The organism is Salicibibacter kimchii, assembly GCF_003336365.1.
Classification (GTDB): Bacteria; Bacillota; Bacilli; order Bacillales; family Marinococcaceae; genus Salicibibacter; species Salicibibacter kimchii.
Genome location: NZ_CP031092.1, coordinates 1,945,626 through 1,964,031, shown reverse-complemented (window position 1 = coordinate 1,964,031; position 18,406 = coordinate 1,945,626). Strand labels below are relative to the sequence as shown.

Genomic DNA, 18,406 nt, shown 5'->3' with positions numbered 1-18,406 from the left:
TAATTGGGCCGAACACCAAAACAAAACGCAAGACGCACGCTCACCGTTAAAATTTTGTAAAATGGAAGTGCCCGTTAAACATAACGAAATATTTTCCGATATGATAAATACAATCATTTTTGGAGGAGCAACGATGACAGAGCTCGCTAACTGTCCGGAGTGTGGGACGTTATATGTAAAAACAGTCATTTCTTTATGTGATCGTTGTCGTCGATCGAGAGAAGAGCGTTTTAATAAGGTTTATGAATTTTTAAGAAAGAAGGAGAACCGGGAATCGACAATATTGGAAACGTCGGTGCACACCGGTGTTTCGGAAACCGATATCCTGGAATTTATTCGCGAAGGGCGGCTACAACTCGCGGATTTCCCCAATTTTCATATGCTCTGTGCATTTTGTGGAGATGCTACCCGCGATGGCCGGCTGTGTAAATCGTGTGAAACACAGTTACAGGGAGATATCGCGAAAATAAATAATACAAAAAAGGCATCTACGGAAAATGTCTATGTAAACAGAGAGCTTCATTCACGAAGAAATGAATGAAAGGGTGACAATGATGAAAATTCATCCGCACAATCAAATCCATCATTCCTATAAACAAGCGACCGAACAAGTACAAAAGCAACAAAAGCCGAAAGAAGCAAAACAAGATCAAGTAGAGATTTCTCAAACGGCCAAAGAAATGCAGCAATCGGGTATTGACGCAACCCGCAAAGCCAAGGTGGATGCGCTCCAAAAACAAATAGATGCGGGTGAATATCGGGTGGATGAACGGGCGGTTGCCCATCGATTTTTCGAATTTTGGAATGAGCGGGGATAATAAAATGAATGAAATTAGGGCACTGAAAGAAAGCCTTGAAAAATTAATCCAACACCACGAATACTTGTTGACGCTTGCCGACAAGAAAACGAAGGCCATTCAAAGGTCCAACCGTAAAACCCTCGAAGAAATTGTGCGTCTTGAACAAGGAGAAGTGCGCACACTTCGGCAATTGGAAAAGGAACGGCAACGTGTGGTTGCAACGTTCATTGACCGTCACTGCCCTCATCTTGAGGTGGATGTTCCAATGATGCAGTGGATTTCCTATGTGCCGGAGAAAGACCGTTGGGAATTAGACGAGCAACGGGAGAAGCTACAGACGGCTATTCGGCATTTGCAAGATAAGAATAACCTCAATCAGCAGTTGTTGAATGATGGTCTTGCGGTTGTGGGTGCAATGTTGAATGCCATCCGACATGAAGATTATACGATGTATACATCGGCTGCCGATACGAAGAAAACGAATGAGTACGAACGGTTTTCCACGTTCGATTCCAGGGCGTGAAGCATACAAAGGAGGCCTCCATAGACAATGACCTCTACGTTTCATGGACTACAAACTGCATATAAAGGGTTAATGGGCCAACAATCAGCGTTAAAAACGACCGGCCATAATATTGCAAATGCAAATACAGAAGGCTATACACGCCAGCGAGTGAATTTTAACGCCTCCCAGGCTTATCCGGCTCCCGGCAAAAACGCGCCTTCCATTCCGGGTCAAATCGGAACGGGAGTGGAAGTTGAAAGTATCTCGCGTGTGCGAGAGCATTTTCTTGATGCGCAGTACCGCGAGGAGAATGCAAATGCCGGCTATTGGGAAAAAAAGCTAAGCTCCCTGGAGCGCGTGGAAGAGATTATGAATGAACAATCCGAAACCGGACTTTTGGCAGAAGCGATGGACGAATTTTGGGGGTCGCTACACGACCTGTCCGCAAACCCCGATGATGCCAGCGCCCGAGAGATTACCGCACAGCGTGGCGCGGCGCTTGCCGATACATATAATCATATGGCGGGTTCACTGGAAACGAATAAACGCGGCGTAGGGGATGAAATTAGAACAGCTGAGCAAACGATAAATGGGCTGCTTACACAGATTCATGGTTTAAATGAAGAGATTGCAAAGGTCGAAGCTCAGAGGCAAATACCAAACGACCTCTATGATCAACGTGATCGTGCCGTTGATGAGTTGTCCGAGTATATCAACATTGAAGTCGAACCTGAAAATCCGGGCGCGCATACGCATCCCGCCGCAGAAGGAGGGATTAGCGTCTACGTCGTTGATGATGATGGGAATCGCCTCGGCGGTGATGATGGCATAGCCATTGTGCAAGGAGAAAATGGAAATCAAGGGCACCTTGAAATTGATGTGGATATAAATGATGCTGAAGGTGTCGTGGAAAGCATCAACTTCGGGGATGAAATTGATCTTTTGGGCGATCACCACGGAAAGTTGGGAGCACTTGTTGACGCATTCGGTTATGGCGAAGAGGAAGGGCTCTTTAAGGATAAGATAACAGAATTAAATGATTTGATGAGCGGCTTCGCTCATGATTTTAACGAGGTTCACAGCGATGGTGTCGATTTAAATGGCGAAGAAGGATCGGATGCCTTCTTTGAATTCGATGATGATGGTGTATTGAGTGTGAATCAGAACATCATGGATGACACCGATTTGATTGCTGCCGCTCAAAGCGGAAACGCCGGTGATGGCTCCAATGCCTTAGAGCTGGCGAATGTAAAAGAGACCTCCGGTTTTGACTCAACCTATCAAAGCATCATCGGGGAGATGGCAATTGAAGTGGATCAGGCTCGTCGCATGAACGAAACGTCCGATATTCGCCGCGATACGATTGAAATGAATCGTCAATCGGTGAGCAGTGTTTCCCTCGATGAAGAAATGACGAATATGATTCAATTTCAGCACGCGTACAATGCCTCCTCGCGGATGATCACGGTGATTGATGAGATGCTGGACCAAGTGATTAATCAAATGGGCATTGTCGGGCGATAAAGAAGGGAGGAGAGCGCATGCGGGTCACGCAGTCGATGATTTCCAGTCAAACGCTAACGAACATACAAAATAACAATAGTAAGCTCGCGAACTTACAGGAACAGCTTTCTACCGGCAAAAAGATTAACCGCCCGTCCCAAGATCCGGTGGTGGCAACGAGCAGCATGCGACATCGTACGGAATTGCGTGAGATCGAGCAATACGACCGTAATGTTTCGGAAGCAAAATCGTGGATGGAAAGTGCTGACATCTCGCTCGACACGGTAAATCAAACGATGCAACGAATGCGGGAAATTACTGTCCAAGCGTCCAATGATACGTACGATGAAAACCAGCGGCAGGCGATGGCGGAAGAAGTTGGCCAGCTCATCAGCCATATCGAAGATTTGGCGAATACGCAAGTAAACAACAACTATATTTTTAATGGAACTGATACGACAAATGCCCCTGTAGATCTTGCGGGAGGCCATTTCCCGGATGCGGACACGGATGAGGTGACGCTTGAATTGATGGATGGGGTTGAAGTTCCGATTAACGTATCCGCTGATCAAATTTTTCATGAGGATATGTTTGCCGATTTACAAGAACTTAAAAGCAAACTAGAGGATCCTGACACGTCCGACGAAACATTCGATGCTTTTTTATCAACCATTGATGGGCATCTGGATGAGGTACTGCGCGCAGAAGCGGAACTTGGAGCAAGAGTGAACAGGGTTGAAATGATCGAAGGTCGCTTAGGAAACCAGAACGAGATTGCTACGCGTATCATGTCCGAGAATGAAGATGCAGATATTGCAGAAGTCATTATTGATCTTGTCACCCAAGAAAGTTTGCACCAAGCTGCATTGGCGGCAGGTTCTCGCATTATTCAACCAAGTTTGATGGATTTTTTAAGATGATGCACGTTTGTTTAGTGCCGGCAAACCTCATTGGTTTGCTTCTTTTTTTCGTTTGAAACATGCTAAAATAAAAGATGGCAATCACGTGTAGAGAAAGGAAGATGAGATTGATAATCTCAACGAAATATTTCGGAGAAATTGAGGTCTCTGAATCGGAGGTCATTGTTTTTCCAAATGGTTTACCGGCCTTTGAAGATGAAAAACGTTGGATCTTACAGTCTTATCAGGGTCCGTTTTACGTATTGCAATCGGTTCACACCGTGGAAGTTTCCTTTCTCGTTTGTGAAATCTTTTCTGTTTTCCCGGATTACCAAATAGATTTGCCTGCGTCCGTAACCGAACCCTTGCAATTAACCAACACACAACAGGCCTCCTTATGGACGATTCTCACGATCAATGACCCGTTTGAGACTTCGACGGCGAATTTGGCGGCCCCCCTTGTTTTAAATGTGGATGAGAAAAAAGGCAAGCAATACATTCCGCAAGACAGCGAATACTCCCGGCAATTTCCACTATTGCAAAGAAAGGAGTCGTCTTCCCAAAATGCTTATACTAACCAGAAAACATGATGAATCGATTCAAATCGGCGATGGAGTTGAGGTCAAGGTTGTCAGTATAGAAGGCGATCAAGTGAAACTAGGCATTGACGCACCGAAACATGTGGACATTCACCGAAAAGAAATCTATGATTCTATCCAGGAGGAAAATAAAGCTGCTGCCATGTCATCGACAAAAATCCCGCCAACGTTACCGATTAATGAATAAAATTGGGTCTTCATTCTTATCCTCAATATCAATATTCCTTTTTTTAAATATTAAATATGATTATTGCCCCTTGTCGATGAATGCAATCATTGCTAATATTTGCGGATGGTAGGATAACCCAGTTAAGCATGGAGATGTCTTCATTTTTTCATGCCATTTGATTAAACAAATGTTTGTTTAACATGTACATATTGAGGAGGAGGCCCTTGATGCTGAGGACAACTCGACATAATTCGGGAGATCATCCCACGTCACTATGCTCGTATTTATGGTTGCAGCTTGATGGGCAAAAAAATGTTAAATCTATACCACCGGCCTTGCAGAAGAATGGATACCATGCGGAATTTCACAGACGTTTACCGAAAATGAAGCCTCAAAATCAAAAAAAAGTGATTATTTTATCAACGGAGGAAAGCTTTCGATTGCTGGAAAGCGGGGTATTGCATGCGTTGTCGAATGTATATCATCTATGCGCGATTGTTCCTCCCCGTTCCCCGGGGTTGATAGAGAAAATATTGGAATCGGAGGTTAAGATTTTATTTTCGATCAACCAAACCTTTTGGCAAATGGTCCAACACTTTTCTGAGGCACGATTGTACCAAACGTATGTGGATCCTTTGCTTCAGCGTGATCTGTTACAAGTGGTGCGACAGCGCAATATCGGGGAAGGAGAGCCTGATCAACATACGATTGACCATCATGAAGACGGGGCTCTTGACTTGGATTATCCAAAAGCGTTGGAAAGGCTTACAGGTGCGGAATGCCGGGTACTTGATGCAATTTTAAAAGGAAAAAGCAACCGAAAAATTGCCGAAGACGATTATTTATCAGTATCCACAGTGAATAATCATGTCAGTCAATTAACGAAAAAAATGGATGCCAACGACCGCACCCATACGGTGAAACGAGCCATAGAACTGGGGTGGTTGCGTTCCGGTTAGCGCACTTATGCTTATGATTCATTTGGAATGGAGATTCGGACAAGCCTAGCACAGAACGGCTGAAATAAAATGTCACACCTGCAAAGACCACTGGGACATGGGTTCGGTTTGGGTTGTGTCTCTCTGCGCAGGCCTCGTTTGAGAGACTGGATCAAAGTTGTAATCCCTCTCAGAATCACTTTTTCTCCGTTTGAGGGATTAAATCGGGATTGTGAGCCCTCTCGAACGAGCCTTCCGTTTTAAGGACTGGATTGAAGAATCACTAGTGGAAAGCGGCTAAAATATAAGGTTCACCTGTGTGAAAAAATCCTTTGCCCCCTCACTACGCATCCATTTTCCCATTTTAGTGTCCGATGCTGGTAGACGAGTAATTTAACAACTATACACTAGTGCAGGACGGCTGAAATAAGTGATTCCCATCGTTGGTGGCGCTAAATTTAGGAAAAGTGCCAGATCTCCACCCAGTGGTGATACCAAAAATAGAAGGCGCGTCTAATATTAGACTCCTCGACGAGAACGTCCGAAATCCCCATTATGACACCGCTAGAAGGAAGGTTACCCCAATTAGAGGTGCCGTGAGCAAGTTATGACACCTCTAAAAGCAATAATATCCTAACCAGAGGTGCCATGAGTAAGTCATGTGGAACACCGGAAGGTAAAATCATCAAGTGTGAGGAAATTCAGCCATAAAGCACGAGTGACCGTCCTCCTTTTTGATGTTGCCCTTGAGTGTGACCGGATAATTTGACCACTCTGTACTAGGTCGCTGTGTAATTTTTAAAGTTGGATATGGAGTCATCAATGAATCCCGCTATGTTATTGGAATAGAAACAATGACATTACCCAGCCTGTCCGTTGTATTTGTCTATGTAGCGTATACAGGCTTTTTTTCACGGAAATCATTTGTTGGTCATGGAAATAAATATTGCAAAATCCTCCATGAGAAGCTATAACTGTGTCAATGTGATGGTAGAATACCCAGCAGCACTCATGGTCGCGTAATCCTGATGTTGGAAATGCAAACCAATTTTCTTCCACGTTAATCGGGATAGGAAGCTTCCTTGCCAGCTTTGTTTTATGGCGAACTGCTTCTAACCTCCCCTCCAACGAAGCTCCCCCATCCAAACATGATCTTCGAATGATCCGTAACGGTCGTTCACGACAATGCACAACCGTTTGCTCTCGTTCATAAATGACCGAACCTTGAGCACCCGGCAAGATCGCCATCGTTTTTGCGCTAACCCGGTACACTGCCCTCATTTGTTTATCCATAGGCCTTATCACCCTATAATTATTATTTATCTTAATTATAATAGGTTAATGATCAAATTGGAAGAATAATATTTAAAATTTCATATTATTAGAATCGTGAAACATAATAAAAGAAATCTAAACGTTTCGCATTTATCGCCGATAAGAGTAGTAAGACCGGAGGAACGATCGCAAAAGGACCGAAAGAAGGATAATGGGGTTGAAAAAAATGAACGATGGGGGCACGTTGAAAAAAGTTATTTTCACTTGTGATCAGTTAATTAATGACATGGAAGCAAGCTTACGCGAAATAGAAAAAAATGGGAATATATTGCAATGCTTCGAAGAGATGATGGGCCGTTATGAACAGTTGGAGATCCTGGCTGTAACCATAGGCGGACATAAGCAGAAGGGGAATATAAAGGCACGGCTTACGCGGGTAAAGCGCGAGCTTCAAGATGCAAAAACGGCGGTAGAATTGGAAAAGTACGGGAACGCAGAGGAGATGCTGGAGCACCATTTGATCCCGGCTTTGCAACGGTTTCGGGAAGGCTTGTTGAGCACTTGATGGTGCTAATCATAAAAATAACAAAGAAACCAGGAGGAGCGTTAATAGATTCCGGTAAAATCACTTCTGCGGGAGGGGGGAGCCCTTTTCCTACGCAACGGTTTCTATCGTTGGCGAATGAGCATGTACAAAGGATTGAGAAAAAGCGCGAAGGACTCGGACAGAAGCAAATGGAGGCCTATGTCGAAGAAATCAACGATACTTTGGAACTAACACCGACGTCGTTACGATTTAATATTCATGAGGATTTGGATCGTATTTATGTGCATGTGGTTGATCGTTTTTCCGAGGAAATCCTGAGGGAAATTCCTCCCGAAAAGCTGCTCGACATGACGGCGGCTATTTTAAAGCGAGCCGGCATAATCGTTGATGGACAATGGTAATTTTTAACTGAGGATGTGACTGCTGAATGAGAATATCGGGGATGGCTTCCGGCATGGATATCGACCAAATGGTGGATGATCTCATGCGTGCCGAGCGTATGCCGCAGGATCGATATGTTCAAGATCAAACGTTTAAAAATTGGCAGGTGGATGCTTACCGTGAATTGAACACGCAGGTTAGCGCCTTCGAAGAATCTGTGTTTGATCGTCTTCTGACGCCAAGCAGTTTTCTTCAGCGGACGGGGACTTCTTCGAACGATTCGCTCGTTTCCGTGACTTCCTCTTCCGGCACCGGTAATTCACAGTATACCGTATCTGAAGTCAAACAGTTGGCAAGGGCGGCTACGACATATAGCGACGGCTCGATTAGTGGCGGGGGAGAGGGATTTGATCCTTCACAGCCATTAGGGGAGTGGGAAGGACTACCTTGGGAGAAAGAGACGGGGGCGGTTCGCACTGAACTTTTGCGAGGAAATGAAGAGAGAAAGACTTTTGATTTAGACGAAGAAACAAGCATAAATGATGATCATCCTATAATTGTAAATGGTGTTTCCCATACGCTTGTTGATGGGGAGCCGGGCGAAGGAGAAGTGTCATTGGATGCTGAAAACCAAACCTTAACGTTTGCAGAACCCTTTGCGAACGGCGCTCGTGTTGACGTTCAGTATGTAGATAATGATGAGGAAGGGCGGTTTATGTTCGCGGGTGCCCAAACCTTCGGAGAAGACGGAGAAGAGCTCCGTCATGATGCGTTCATCACCGAGGAAGACAGTCTGCAAAATGTTCTCAATGAATTTAATAACAGCGATATTGGCATTAACGCATTTTACGATAGCCATTCTGATCAAGTGTCCGTTTCTCGCACGGAAACGGGGGTCTTTAATCCGGATGGCGGAGATGAAATTAGTTTTTATGGCGATGACGATGAGGACAGTTTTTTTACGGATTTTCTAAAATTGGGTGACGACGAGGGTCAAAGAGCGCAAAATGCTAAGTTTACGATCAATGGATTGGAAACCGAGCGCCGTTCCAACACCTTAACAATGGATAATTTAACAATCACTTTGCATGACGAATTTGACGAGTCTGTTACCGTTTCATCATCGGTGGACACAGATGTAATCGTGGAGAACATTACGGAATTTGTGGATGAATACAATGCTTTGCTGACAGATGTTCACGAGAAACTTGGAGAAACCCGAAACCGTGATTACCCTCCGCTTACGGATGAACAACGCCGAGCAATGACGGAACACGAGATCGAACTTTGGGAGGAACAGGCACAAAGCGGCTTACTAAGCCATGATCGCCAATTGGGGAATTTCATGAACCAAATGCGAGAAAACCTTTATCAAACCATCAATGTGGAAGGGTCGAATATCGAGCATTTAAGTGATCTGGGGATCACGACTTCGAATGATTATTTGGAACGTGGCAAATTGGAAATTGATGAAGGGACGTTACACTCGGTAGTTGAAGAAGATCCGGAAGGCGCGTTTAACTTCTTTTCTCAAACGGGGGCGGAAAATGGTATTGCCAGGAATTTGCGCGAGACCGTCAATGATATGGAAGAAGCGATTTCCAGGCAAGCCGGAGGATCCAATGGGCGTTATCAGAATCACCAATTCTCATTAGGGCGCGAAATAAATCAGCTCGATGATCGGATTGAAAATTTTGATCGACGTTTGGAACAGATCGAAAATCGGTATTGGCAACAATTCACTGCTATGGAGCAGGCAATAAGCGAAGCGAACAACCAAAGTCAAATGCTCATGAACTTTATGTTCGATGACGGCAATCAAATGATGTAGGAGGGATACGAATGAATGATGGGATGGGCGCCCGAACGAGTGCCGCCGCATATCAGCAAAATGCTTTTCAAACAGCCTCCCCGGGGGAATTAACGTTAATGCTCTATAATGGATGTTTGAAATTTATCCGGCTGTCCGTAAATGCCGTGGAAAAAAATGATTATGAAGCGAAAAACATCAATGTCACGAAAGCGCAAAAGATCATACGTGAGCTGATGGTCACGCTTCGAGTAGAAAACGAAACGACCCAACAAATGCTGCAATTGTACGATTTCGCCTATGATGCGCTTGTCAGGGCAAATATTAATAATGATGTGAATGCACTGGAAGAGGCGGCTTCCATAATCACTGATTTTCGTGATACTTGGAAAGAAGTCATAATGATTGATCGAAAACAAAGGCATGGATCAGGTGTTAACAGATAATGGATGAGGTGCGAGCCATTTATAAAATGACGAAGCAACTGGTCAATCATCTGCGTGAGCCTTTGCCGTCTGAGGAAGCTTCGCGTGAGGATTATCTTGATATCATTGATTTTTTATTGGAAAAGAGAGGGCTTATGATGGCCTCTTTAAAATCGCGTTCCCGTTCACCTGTGGAACCTTCTGTTGCCAGGGAAATCGTGGAAATGAATGAATCAATCGAAAAAAAAATAAGAGCGGTCAAAGCGCAAATCGGTCGGGATTTAAATCAAACCCGTAGCCGTTTACAAGTAGAAAATCAGTATACCAACGTTTCTTCATCGCCAACTTTAGAAGGGATCTATTTTGATAAAAAAAATTAAAAGGTGCAGCCGGGCCGGCGGACCTTGTTCTTGAGGAATTACATCAGGGTTGTCGCCCTCTCAGAGCGGCGCCCTAGAAAACTTGCGCCCATTAGACATATTCATTAACGTATGAAGATAGCCCGAGAGAATTTCTGGTACATAGCACAAGCGCAACGATTTAGGTTTGAAATTTTGGGGGTAGGGGAATCTAGACCTTTAAAGGAGCGATTGGGCGTGGAAATACTGACAGCAAAACAACAGCGTTTTATTCGGCGATACGAGGAATGGATCGATCAGGTCGTTGATGCTTTGATGATGGTTGTCCAATTTTATCGAGATGGTCATGAAGAGCAAGGCGATCGTCTATTGACGGAAACAATGGCGGGTTTCGAACGATTCGGTGAAGAAAATATGACCATGCAAAGTGTCTTTGGCCAGAGCGAAGAACATTTGCATGAGTGGGATCTTTTTCAACAACAGATCAATGAGGCGCTGGAAGTCCCCGCCTTTGCGGAGCCTTTTGAAAAGATTGGACACCTCACGAAAGGGACGCTCCCGGCATTTCAACGTTGGCATACGATTGTAGGCTCCGTCCTTACGGAAAGCTGATAGAATGATGGTCCCCAATGCCGGTTAACCTGTTTTCTCGTTTGTTCCTGAATGGAATTTTAACGGTTGAGCTTGCATGGAACGGGTGATGATTAGTCATTGTCCTCATCTAAATCCAGTTGAAAATCGATCTCATCGGCGGCATTTTTCACGTGTTCGGGAACGGTGATCTCATTGATTTCGTTGAAGGAGCCATAAGATGTTTTTATTGTTTGTTGGGAAGCGACGTTTTGCCCTTCTTCTGCCTCAAAGTCCATATCTATGTGAGCGTTAAACTCCTGAAAGGCATACGTTTCTTTGTCAATCAATAGCTCATAATTCATGTCGTTCACGTCAACGATGGATTGAATGTCTTCTAGGACCATATCCATGCCGCCATCAAGAGTAGAAGTGATCGCTGCACTCATTTCCTGTAAACCTTCTGTATTTCCCTCCGCAGTGATGGCGTAGTGATCCTGCTCGTCTTTCACTTCCATGCTGTCCTCAGCCATTTGCGTTATTAGAATTTCCAGCAGGCGTTCCGGATCTTGTTGCCGGGCAGACAGCTCCCTTATATCCCCTTCTATATCCTCGGGAAATTTCGCCCATTCGTCCAGGAATGATTCATAGGAATAAAAGCCATCTTGCGTAAAATATGTTTCCATGCTCATTTCCCCGCCCTCATCTTCTTCAACGATGGTTGTTTCTTCATGATAAGCAAAAGGGGCATAGGTTACGATTGTGTTCGTAGTACTTTCGGTGCGAGACGTCTCTTCATGAAAAGCTACGTCTTGCTTGGTTGTCATGGTAACTGCAAAGCTATCCAGGTTGCTCATCGTTTCGACGGACTGTTCCAAGATTTCTGTTAGATTAACGGTTTCTTCCGTCATTGCATTATGTTGTTCTTCATCTTTTTCGTCCGAAATTTCTTTTGAGCTCCCATTATCATTGCAGGCGGTAAGGAGGGATATGATGAGCAGTGTAAGGAAACCAAGTTTATATCTCATGTAATCATCGCCTTTTCCACCAAAAATATGTATATAAATGTTATCATACTTCTTCCGGAAATGGGAATGAATCACCGCTGTGGGAAGGTGGAGGGGCGGATAGGGAAAAGGTAAGCTAATGTGCGTATGTTCCGGAGTGGATGTACAAATAAACGGAGGCGGTGATTCAGTATAGAGTAGTGAATCATATCTATTCTGTATTGCCAAACGGAGATTATTTATTTATACGCACCCATTCGACAAATTTTGCAGCTGAAGCAAGTGGGAATGATCGATGACGGAAGAGTGTTCCCTAGGGGAACATGGCTAATATTGATTTAACGTATATTTTATTTTTTCATTTGTATGTTGGAGCGAGAATCTGTGTAAAGTAATTTTAGGAGGATGAAGACAGTGTAACTAATGCTTCTAAGAGAGGAGGAACAACATAAAAATAAGTGTATACGTACGGAGCAATAGATGAAATAGTTACCAATTTGTACACATTTTGTCGTTTTAGCAGGAATGAAAAAGAGGAATAGAGAAGTATAGAGTCATGAAGGGAGGAGTTTGGTGATGAATTACAATATCCGTGGAGAAAACATGGAGGTAACGCCATCATTGCGAGAATATGTGGAGAAAAAGGTGGGCAAGGTGGAACGGTATTTTGATACACCTCCGGTCGCCGATGTTCACGTAAGAATGCATGTCCAAAATAACCAGCAACATAGCATTGAGGTAACGATTCCCATGACTCGCCTTCTTCTGCGTGCCGAAGAGGACCATTCGGACATGTACGCAGCCATTGACCTTGTCGTAGAGAAACTGGAAAGGCAAATCCGCAAACATAAAACCAAAGTAAACCGTAAGTTTAGGCAGAGCGGCACGAAGGATGTATTCAAAAATGAAATGGGCGTAACACAACTGGAGAATGGCTGGTCGGAAGAAGATGACGATTCCGAATTTGAACTTGTGCGTACAAAACGTTTCAATCTTAAGCCGATGGATGCGGAAGAAGCCGTGTTGCAAATGGATATGCTCGGTCATTCGTTCTTCGTCTTTTCCAATGCAGAAAGTGGAGGAACAAACGTAGTTTATCGAAGAAAAGATGGACGGTACGGCTTAATTGAACCGGAAGCTTGAAATAAATCGAAGCAAATAGTGAAAAGGGAGTAAATAGGGAGCCCCCATCCTTGCAGGTGGGGAGCTTTTTTTATATTTTAGTGCCGCTCCGAAGATCTTCGGTATTTGTAAGAAAGAGGTCAAGTTGATAAAATAGAATATATAGTGTGTACAAATCAAGGCGTCTGCCAACAATGATAATAAATTTTTCGTGATGCGAGAGGACGATGATAATAGCATGATCGGTTTAATCAAAAAAGTCATTGGTGATACAGACCAACGTAAAACGAAGAAGATGCAAAAAACCGTCGATGAGATCGAAAGTTATGCAGATGAGATGAAATTGCTCTCGGACACTGACTTGGCTGCAAAAACCGAAAACTTCAAGGCTCGATACAATGCCGGAGAGGATTTGGAAAGTCTCCTTCCGGAAGCATACGCCGTCGTTCGAGAAGCATCCACGCGTGTGCTCGGGCTCACCCCTTATCCGGTTCAATTGATGGGGGGGATTGTGCTCCACTACGGGGATACGGCGGAAATGAAAACCGGGGAAGGAAAAACATTGGTAGCAACGATGCCGGTGTATTTAAATGCTTTAACTGGTCGTGGGGTTCATATCGTCACCGTGAACGACTATTTGGCGCGTCGGGATAGTGAAGACATGGGTCCCCTTTACAACTTTCTTGGCTTGACGGTGGGGATTAACGAAAAAGGCATGTCCAAAGATGAAAAACGCGAAGCCTATGCCTGTGATGTCATGTATGGGACGAACAACGAATTTGGTTTTGATTATTTGCGTGACAATATGGTGCTCTATCCGGAGCAAATGGTGCAACGAAAGCTCCATTATGCCATCGTCGATGAAGTGGACTCCATCCTCATTGACGAAGCGCGAACGCCGCTCATCATTTCCGGATCGGTAGAGCAATCCACCGAGATGTATATACAAGCAGATGGATTCGTACGACTACTAAAAGAAGAGGACGATTACACGTACGAAGAATCATCAAAAAATGTCCGTCTGACGGAAGAAGGGGTCAACAAGGCGGAAAACTATTTTAACTTGAACAATTTATTTGAACAGGGAAATGTGCAACTGACCCACAATATTAACCAGTCCTTAAAGGCTCACCGCGCCATGCACCGCGACGATGATTATGTCGTGGAGGAAGGCGATGTCGTGATTGTCGACCAATTCACCGGGCGGGCCATGAAAGGCCGCCGTTATGGAGACGGTCTGCATCAGGCACTTGAAGCAAAAGAACAACTTCCGATCAAAAAAGAAAGCATGACACTTGCTTCGATAACGTTTCAAAACTTTTTTCGGATGTATCAGAAACTTGCCGGCATGACCGGGACGGCCAAAACAGAGGAAGAGGAGCTCCAAAATATTTATAATATGAATGTGATCTCCATTCCGACAAACGAACCGATTATCCGAGAGGATAAGGCGGATCTCATCTACAAAACGATGGATGCGAAATTTAAGGCCGTTGCCGATGACATAAAGGAAATCCATCAAAGAGGGCAACCGATTCTTGTCGGTACGGCAAGCGTAGATACGTCTGAGCATGTGTCCAATTTGTTGAAAAAAAGAAGGGTCCCCCACGATGTTTTAAACGCCAAACATCATGCCAATGAAGCGGAAATCATTAAAAACGCCGGGCAAAAAAATGCCGTTACCATTGCCACAAATATGGCCGGTCGTGGAACGGACATTAAATTGGGGGATGGCGTTCCCGAACTTGGCGGTCTTTTTGTCATTGGCACGGAGCGTCATGAAAGCCGCCGAATTGATAATCAATTACGCGGTCGTTCCGGACGCCAGGGTGACCCGGGGGTTTCCCAATTTTACCTGTCGATGGAAGATGTACTCATGCGCCGATTTGGTTCGGAAAACATGCAAAACATGCTGAATAAAATGGGCATGGAAGAGGACACTCCTTTGGAAAGCCGAATGGTCAGCCGTGCCGTGGAGCAAGCGCAAAAGCGCGTGGAGGGGCATAACTTCGATGCGCGTAAGCAAGTCCTTGAATACGATGATGTCATGCGGGAACAACGGGATATTATCTACGAACAACGGATGGAAGTATTGGAATCGGACAACTTGGAAACGATCGTTCAAGGCATGCTCAACAATGTCGTAGACCGAACGGTTGCTCGTTTCACCTCGGAAGAAGAAGTTCCGGAAGACTGGGACTTGGCCGGTTTAGTAGCGGATCTGAACGCGATGGTTCTTTATAATGGCGACATTACGCAAAATGATTTGCATGGCTTGGAACAGGATGAGATACAGGAACTCGTTAAAGGAAAGGCCGGGGCAAATTACAAAGCGAAAGAAGCAGAGATTAGCGAAGAAAAAATGCGGGAATTTGAGAAGGTCATTATGTTGCGGGCTGTCGACCGTAAATGGATGAATCATATTGATCAGATGGACCAGCTTCGTCAAGGCATTCACTTACGGGCATACGGACAAAGCAATCCGCTTCGGGATTATCGTTTTGAAGGATATAACATGTTTGACGACATGGTCGCCAGTATCGAAGAAGAAGTCTCGCGTTATGTGATAAAGGCACGTTTGACGAACAACATGCAACGGGAAGCAGTCGTGGATGAAAGCAAGTCGCAAGCGGTGCACGGAAATAATAACAAAGACCAAGAGAAGAAGAGAAAACAACCGATTCGGAAAGCGAAGCAAGTGGGAAGAAATGAACCCTGCCCGTGCGGAAGCGGGAAAAAATACAAACATTGCTGTGGGGCTCAGGGAGCTTAAAGGACCGCGCCTATCATGGAAAAGAGGGTGAGAGAATGGATAGTGCCGAAATAAAAACAGAATTAACGACAATGGCGAATCGTCTCGCGGAATTCAGGGGGTCTCTTTGACCTTGAAGCGAAAGAAAACAGGATTAAAGAATTGGAGGAAGAAATGACGGTCCCCGGGTTTTGGGATAACCCGGATGCCTCCAAAGAAGTGATTGACGAGACTAACGAACTAAAGAAAACCGCTTATACATTTCGTAAGTTGGATGAAGAGCTGGAAAATTTAAGCGTGACCCAGGAGCTTTTGCAAGAAGAAGACGATGAGGAATTGCGAGCGGATCTGGAACAGGGGCTTCGGTCGCTTTCAGAGCAAATCAATCAGTTTGAGCTGAAAATGTTGCTGTCAGACCCCCATGATGAAAAGAACGCTATTTTTGAGATTCACGCCGGTGCCGGTGGCACAGAGTCCCAGGATTGGGCAAAAATGCTTCTCCGCATGTATACGCGCTGGGCGGAAAAGCGTAATTTTAAGGTGGAGACATTTGATTATTCGCCAGGGGACGAAGCCGGTCTGAAAAGCGTCACACTTCTTATCAAAGGACAAGATGCCTATGGGCTTTTAAAAGCGGAGAAAGGCGTCCACCGATTAGTCCGCATTTCCCCTTTTGATTCCTCGGGTCGGCGTCATACGTCTTTCGCTTCCTGTGAAGTGATACCGGAAATGGACGAAGATGTTAATATTGAAGTGGCTGCTGAAGACTTGAAAATTGATACGTATCGTGCAAGTGGTGCCGGCGGCCAGCACGTAAACACGACCGACTCTGCCGTAAGAATCACTCATATTCCGACGAACACGGTAGTGCAATGCCAAAATGAGCGATCGCAACTTAAAAACCGTGAACACGCGATGAAAATGCTGAGATCCCGTCTTTATCAACAAGAACTTGAACGGCAACAACAAGAGTTAGATGAGTTGCGCGGCACTCAAAGTGAAATCGGATGGGGCAGCCAGATTCGTTCTTATGTTTTCCACCCTTATAATATGGTGAAAGATCATCGGACCAATCACGAAGTCGGCAATACGGAAGCGGTCATGGACGGCGCGATCGATGTTTTTATTGACACATACTTGCGGTCAAGGATAACGTAACGGTGCAAGGGAAGTTGTAAGAGCCACATAATGGATGCACCATTTCGGTATTAAGCCGAGGTTTTTGAATGGAGTGTTTGAATGAGGCGGAAAAAACGGCGCGAGCCGGCACAAGGTTCAGCGCGCTTGCTGGGAAATGTCCTGCTCGTTTTGGGCGGTTCAGCAATTGTGGCCATCGCGTATAATGTGTTTTTACTGCCGAATGCCATCGCCTCGGGCGGACTTAGCGGTTTTGCCACCATTGTATACCAAGTGTTCGGTCTTGCTCCGCACATCACCCTTTACGCCCTTAATATCCCACTGTTTCTATTGGGAATACTTTTGCTCGGCGGATTGAGATATGGGGGAATGACATTAGTGGGAACGTTGTTCCTCCCATTTGTCGTTTTTTTGACACAACATTGGCCGCCTTTAACGACAGAGCCTCTATTGGCGGCAATTTTTGGTGGTGTCGGTGTCGGAATGGGGCTCGGGCTTGTTTTTCGATCAGGAGCTTCTACGGGGGGCACCGACTTGGCGGCTCAAATCATCCATAAATATACAGGTGCTTCTCTTGGCGCCGGCGTATTTATCATGGATGGGCTAATCGTTGCCGCGGCTGCAATTGCGTTTAGTATCGAATTTGCGTTATTTGCACTCATTGGGCTTTTTATCACCGGTAAGACCATTGACATTGTACAAACCGGTTTTGGCTATGATAAAATTGCGTTCATAATCACGGAAGAACAGGGAAAGGTAAAACTAGCCATTTTAAATGATGTCGATCGTGGCGTCACCAAACTTCAAGCGTATGGAGGCTACACGGAAGATGATCGGCCCATGCTGATGTGTGTTGTGAACCGTAATGAAATTCCTTTGTTACGGCAAGTCGTACAAAGCATCGACCGTGACGCGTTCATTGTCGTTTCCAACGCGACAGAAGTGCTCGGGCGTGGTTTTAAAATGGACTAAATCGTGTATAATAACTGAAGCGTTATTTCTTACGCGTATCAGTGAGATAATGGAGGAGGTTGTTCATCATGAAAAAAGCAATGTTAGTGTTAGGGACAGCGATTTTTATTATCGGTGGCTGTGGTGGTCAAGCAGGTGAAGAACAAGAGCCTGCCGGCGATAACAATGGTGGAAATGGCGGCGCCGATAACGGAGCCGAGGAAGAAGACAATGGCGAAACCGTTGATGCAGGAGAAGGAATGGATCTGTATGAAGAGAATTGCATGAGTTGCCACGGCGGGGACTTGGAAGGCGGTTCAGGTCCGCCGCTTGAAGGGCATAGCGCTGACGACGTTCGCGCCGCGATTGAAGAAGGCCCCGGTTCCATGCCGGAAGATCTTGTTACCGGTGATGACGCTGACGCTGTTGCTCAGTACGTAGAAGAAGAAGGCTAAGCTTTAATAAAGGGAACGAAACGTCCTACCGATAATGGCAGGGCGTTTTTTTTGTCCCTTCTTTTTTTGGGCTGGGTACTTAAAAAATCGTTCCGTTGGAAAATGCCCGAGGCAACGAAACACAAAGGAGGAAAGTCCTTAGTCTTCGCAGGAGTTAAGTATTTGTAATTTCGTTGAAACCAAACTGTAATCTCCACATCTT

21 protein-coding genes are annotated in these 18,406 nt (G+C 45.1%); 19 read left to right on the top strand and 2 right to left on the bottom strand.

The window, feature by feature from the left end; translation table 11 throughout:
- The first annotated feature begins 133 nt into the window (after positions 1-133).
- The 8 genes from DT065_RS09980 to DT065_RS09945 all read left to right on the top strand — a co-directional run bounded on the left by DT065_RS09980 (position 134) and on the right by DT065_RS09945 (position 5,434).
- The gene (locus DT065_RS09980; protein ID WP_160112493.1) at positions 134-541 is read left to right on the top strand and encodes a TIGR03826 family flagellar region protein; all 408 of its coding nucleotides are present in this window, start codon (positions 134-136) and stop codon (positions 539-541) included.
- Positions 542-554: 13 nt separating this feature from the next.
- On the top strand, positions 555-818 hold the full coding sequence (flgM, locus tag DT065_RS09975; protein WP_160112492.1) for a flagellar biosynthesis anti-sigma factor FlgM: 264 nt from the start codon (positions 555-557) through the stop codon (positions 816-818).
- 4 nt (positions 819-822) lie between these two features.
- Complete coding sequence (locus DT065_RS09970) at positions 823-1,323, top strand: flagellar protein FlgN (RefSeq protein WP_160112491.1); 501 nt, start codon at positions 823-825, stop codon at positions 1,321-1,323.
- Positions 1,324-1,350: 27 nt separating this feature from the next.
- Positions 1,351-2,829, top strand: a complete 1,479-nt coding sequence (flgK, locus tag DT065_RS09965) for a flagellar hook-associated protein FlgK (protein WP_114372985.1) — start codon at positions 1,351-1,353, stop codon at positions 2,827-2,829.
- Positions 2,830-2,846: 17 nt separating this feature from the next.
- Positions 2,847-3,728: a flagellar hook-associated protein FlgL gene (gene flgL, locus DT065_RS09960; RefSeq protein ID WP_114372984.1), complete on the top strand. Its 882-nt coding sequence runs from the start codon at positions 2,847-2,849 to the stop codon at positions 3,726-3,728.
- 107 nt (positions 3,729-3,835) lie between these two features.
- Complete coding sequence (fliW, locus tag DT065_RS09955; protein ID WP_160112490.1) at positions 3,836-4,297, top strand: flagellar assembly protein FliW; 462 nt, start codon at positions 3,836-3,838, stop codon at positions 4,295-4,297.
- Positions 4,272-4,493, top strand: coding sequence for a carbon storage regulator CsrA (gene csrA / locus DT065_RS09950; RefSeq protein ID WP_114372980.1), 222 nt, complete (start codon positions 4,272-4,274; stop codon positions 4,491-4,493). The genes fliW and csrA overlap by 26 nt, the downstream gene beginning before the upstream one ends.
- A 209-nt stretch (positions 4,494-4,702) precedes the next feature.
- Positions 4,703-5,434: a response regulator transcription factor gene (locus DT065_RS09945; RefSeq protein ID WP_160112489.1), complete on the top strand. Its 732-nt coding sequence runs from the start codon at positions 4,703-4,705 to the stop codon at positions 5,432-5,434.
- A gap of 816 nt (positions 5,435-6,250) precedes the next feature.
- Here the strand turns inward: DT065_RS09945 and DT065_RS09940 are convergent.
- Entirely contained in the window at positions 6,251-6,706 is a 456-nt protein-coding gene (locus tag DT065_RS09940; protein WP_114372976.1) for a competence protein ComK, read from the bottom strand.
- A gap of 208 nt (positions 6,707-6,914) precedes the next feature.
- On the opposite strand from DT065_RS09940, the gene DT065_RS09935 reads away from it, so the two are divergent.
- The 6 genes from DT065_RS09935 to DT065_RS09910 all read left to right on the top strand — a co-directional run bounded on the left by DT065_RS09935 (position 6,915) and on the right by DT065_RS09910 (position 10,822).
- Positions 6,915-7,253 (top strand): DUF8042 domain-containing protein, encoded by a 339-nt coding sequence (locus tag DT065_RS09935; protein ID WP_472511556.1) that lies wholly within the window; start codon positions 6,915-6,917, stop codon positions 7,251-7,253.
- Positions 7,253-7,636 (top strand): flagellar protein FlaG, encoded by a 384-nt coding sequence (locus DT065_RS09930; RefSeq protein WP_114372974.1) that lies wholly within the window; start codon positions 7,253-7,255, stop codon positions 7,634-7,636. Before DT065_RS09935 ends, DT065_RS09930 begins: the two co-directional genes overlap by 1 nt.
- Before the next feature lie 26 nt (positions 7,637-7,662).
- Entirely contained in the window at positions 7,663-9,447 is a 1,785-nt protein-coding gene (gene fliD / locus DT065_RS09925) for a flagellar filament capping protein FliD (protein ID WP_114372972.1), read from the top strand.
- Positions 9,448-9,458: 11 nt separating this feature from the next.
- Positions 9,459-9,872, top strand: coding sequence for a flagellar export chaperone FliS (gene fliS, locus DT065_RS09920; protein WP_227002536.1), 414 nt, complete (start codon positions 9,459-9,461; stop codon positions 9,870-9,872).
- Positions 9,872-10,231, top strand: a complete 360-nt coding sequence (gene fliT, locus DT065_RS09915; RefSeq protein WP_114372970.1) for a flagellar protein FliT — start codon at positions 9,872-9,874, stop codon at positions 10,229-10,231. The genes fliS and fliT overlap by 1 nt, the downstream gene beginning before the upstream one ends.
- Positions 10,232-10,447: 216 nt before the next feature.
- Positions 10,448-10,822: a DUF8042 domain-containing protein gene (locus tag DT065_RS09910; protein WP_114372968.1), complete on the top strand. Its 375-nt coding sequence runs from the start codon at positions 10,448-10,450 to the stop codon at positions 10,820-10,822.
- A 92-nt stretch (positions 10,823-10,914) separates the two neighbouring features.
- Here DT065_RS09910 and DT065_RS09905 read toward each other — a convergent pair whose 3' ends face one another.
- Entirely contained in the window at positions 10,915-11,808 is an 894-nt protein-coding gene (locus DT065_RS09905) for a DUF6612 family protein (protein WP_114372967.1), read from the bottom strand.
- 555 nt (positions 11,809-12,363) lie between these two features.
- Between DT065_RS09905 and hpf the strand changes: the two genes are divergently transcribed.
- From hpf to DT065_RS09880, 5 genes are all read left to right on the top strand, one after another.
- On the top strand, positions 12,364-12,930 hold the full coding sequence (hpf, locus tag DT065_RS09900; RefSeq protein ID WP_114372965.1) for a ribosome hibernation-promoting factor, HPF/YfiA family: 567 nt from the start codon (positions 12,364-12,366) through the stop codon (positions 12,928-12,930).
- Between the two features lie 217 nt (positions 12,931-13,147).
- The gene (gene secA, locus DT065_RS09895) at positions 13,148-15,682 is read left to right on the top strand and encodes a preprotein translocase subunit SecA (RefSeq protein WP_114372963.1); all 2,535 of its coding nucleotides are present in this window, start codon (positions 13,148-13,150) and stop codon (positions 15,680-15,682) included.
- A gap of 35 nt (positions 15,683-15,717) precedes the next feature.
- Positions 15,718-16,819, top strand: a protein-coding gene (gene prfB / locus DT065_RS09890; protein WP_114372961.1) for a peptide chain release factor 2 whose coding sequence is annotated in 2 segments (ribosomal slippage) — positions 15,718-15,789 and positions 15,791-16,819 — 1,101 coding nt in all. Because the reading frame shifts where the segments join, the coding sequence is not laid out codon by codon here.
- A gap of 81 nt (positions 16,820-16,900) precedes the next feature.
- Positions 16,901-17,770 carry a YitT family protein gene (locus DT065_RS09885; protein ID WP_114372959.1) on the top strand — a complete coding sequence of 290 codons (870 nt, stop codon included), beginning with the start codon at positions 16,901-16,903 and terminating at the stop codon, positions 17,768-17,770.
- Between the two features lie 68 nt (positions 17,771-17,838).
- Positions 17,839-18,204 (top strand): c-type cytochrome, encoded by a 366-nt coding sequence (locus tag DT065_RS09880; RefSeq protein WP_114372958.1) that lies wholly within the window; start codon positions 17,839-17,841, stop codon positions 18,202-18,204.
- Positions 18,205-18,406: the final 202 nt, after the last annotated feature.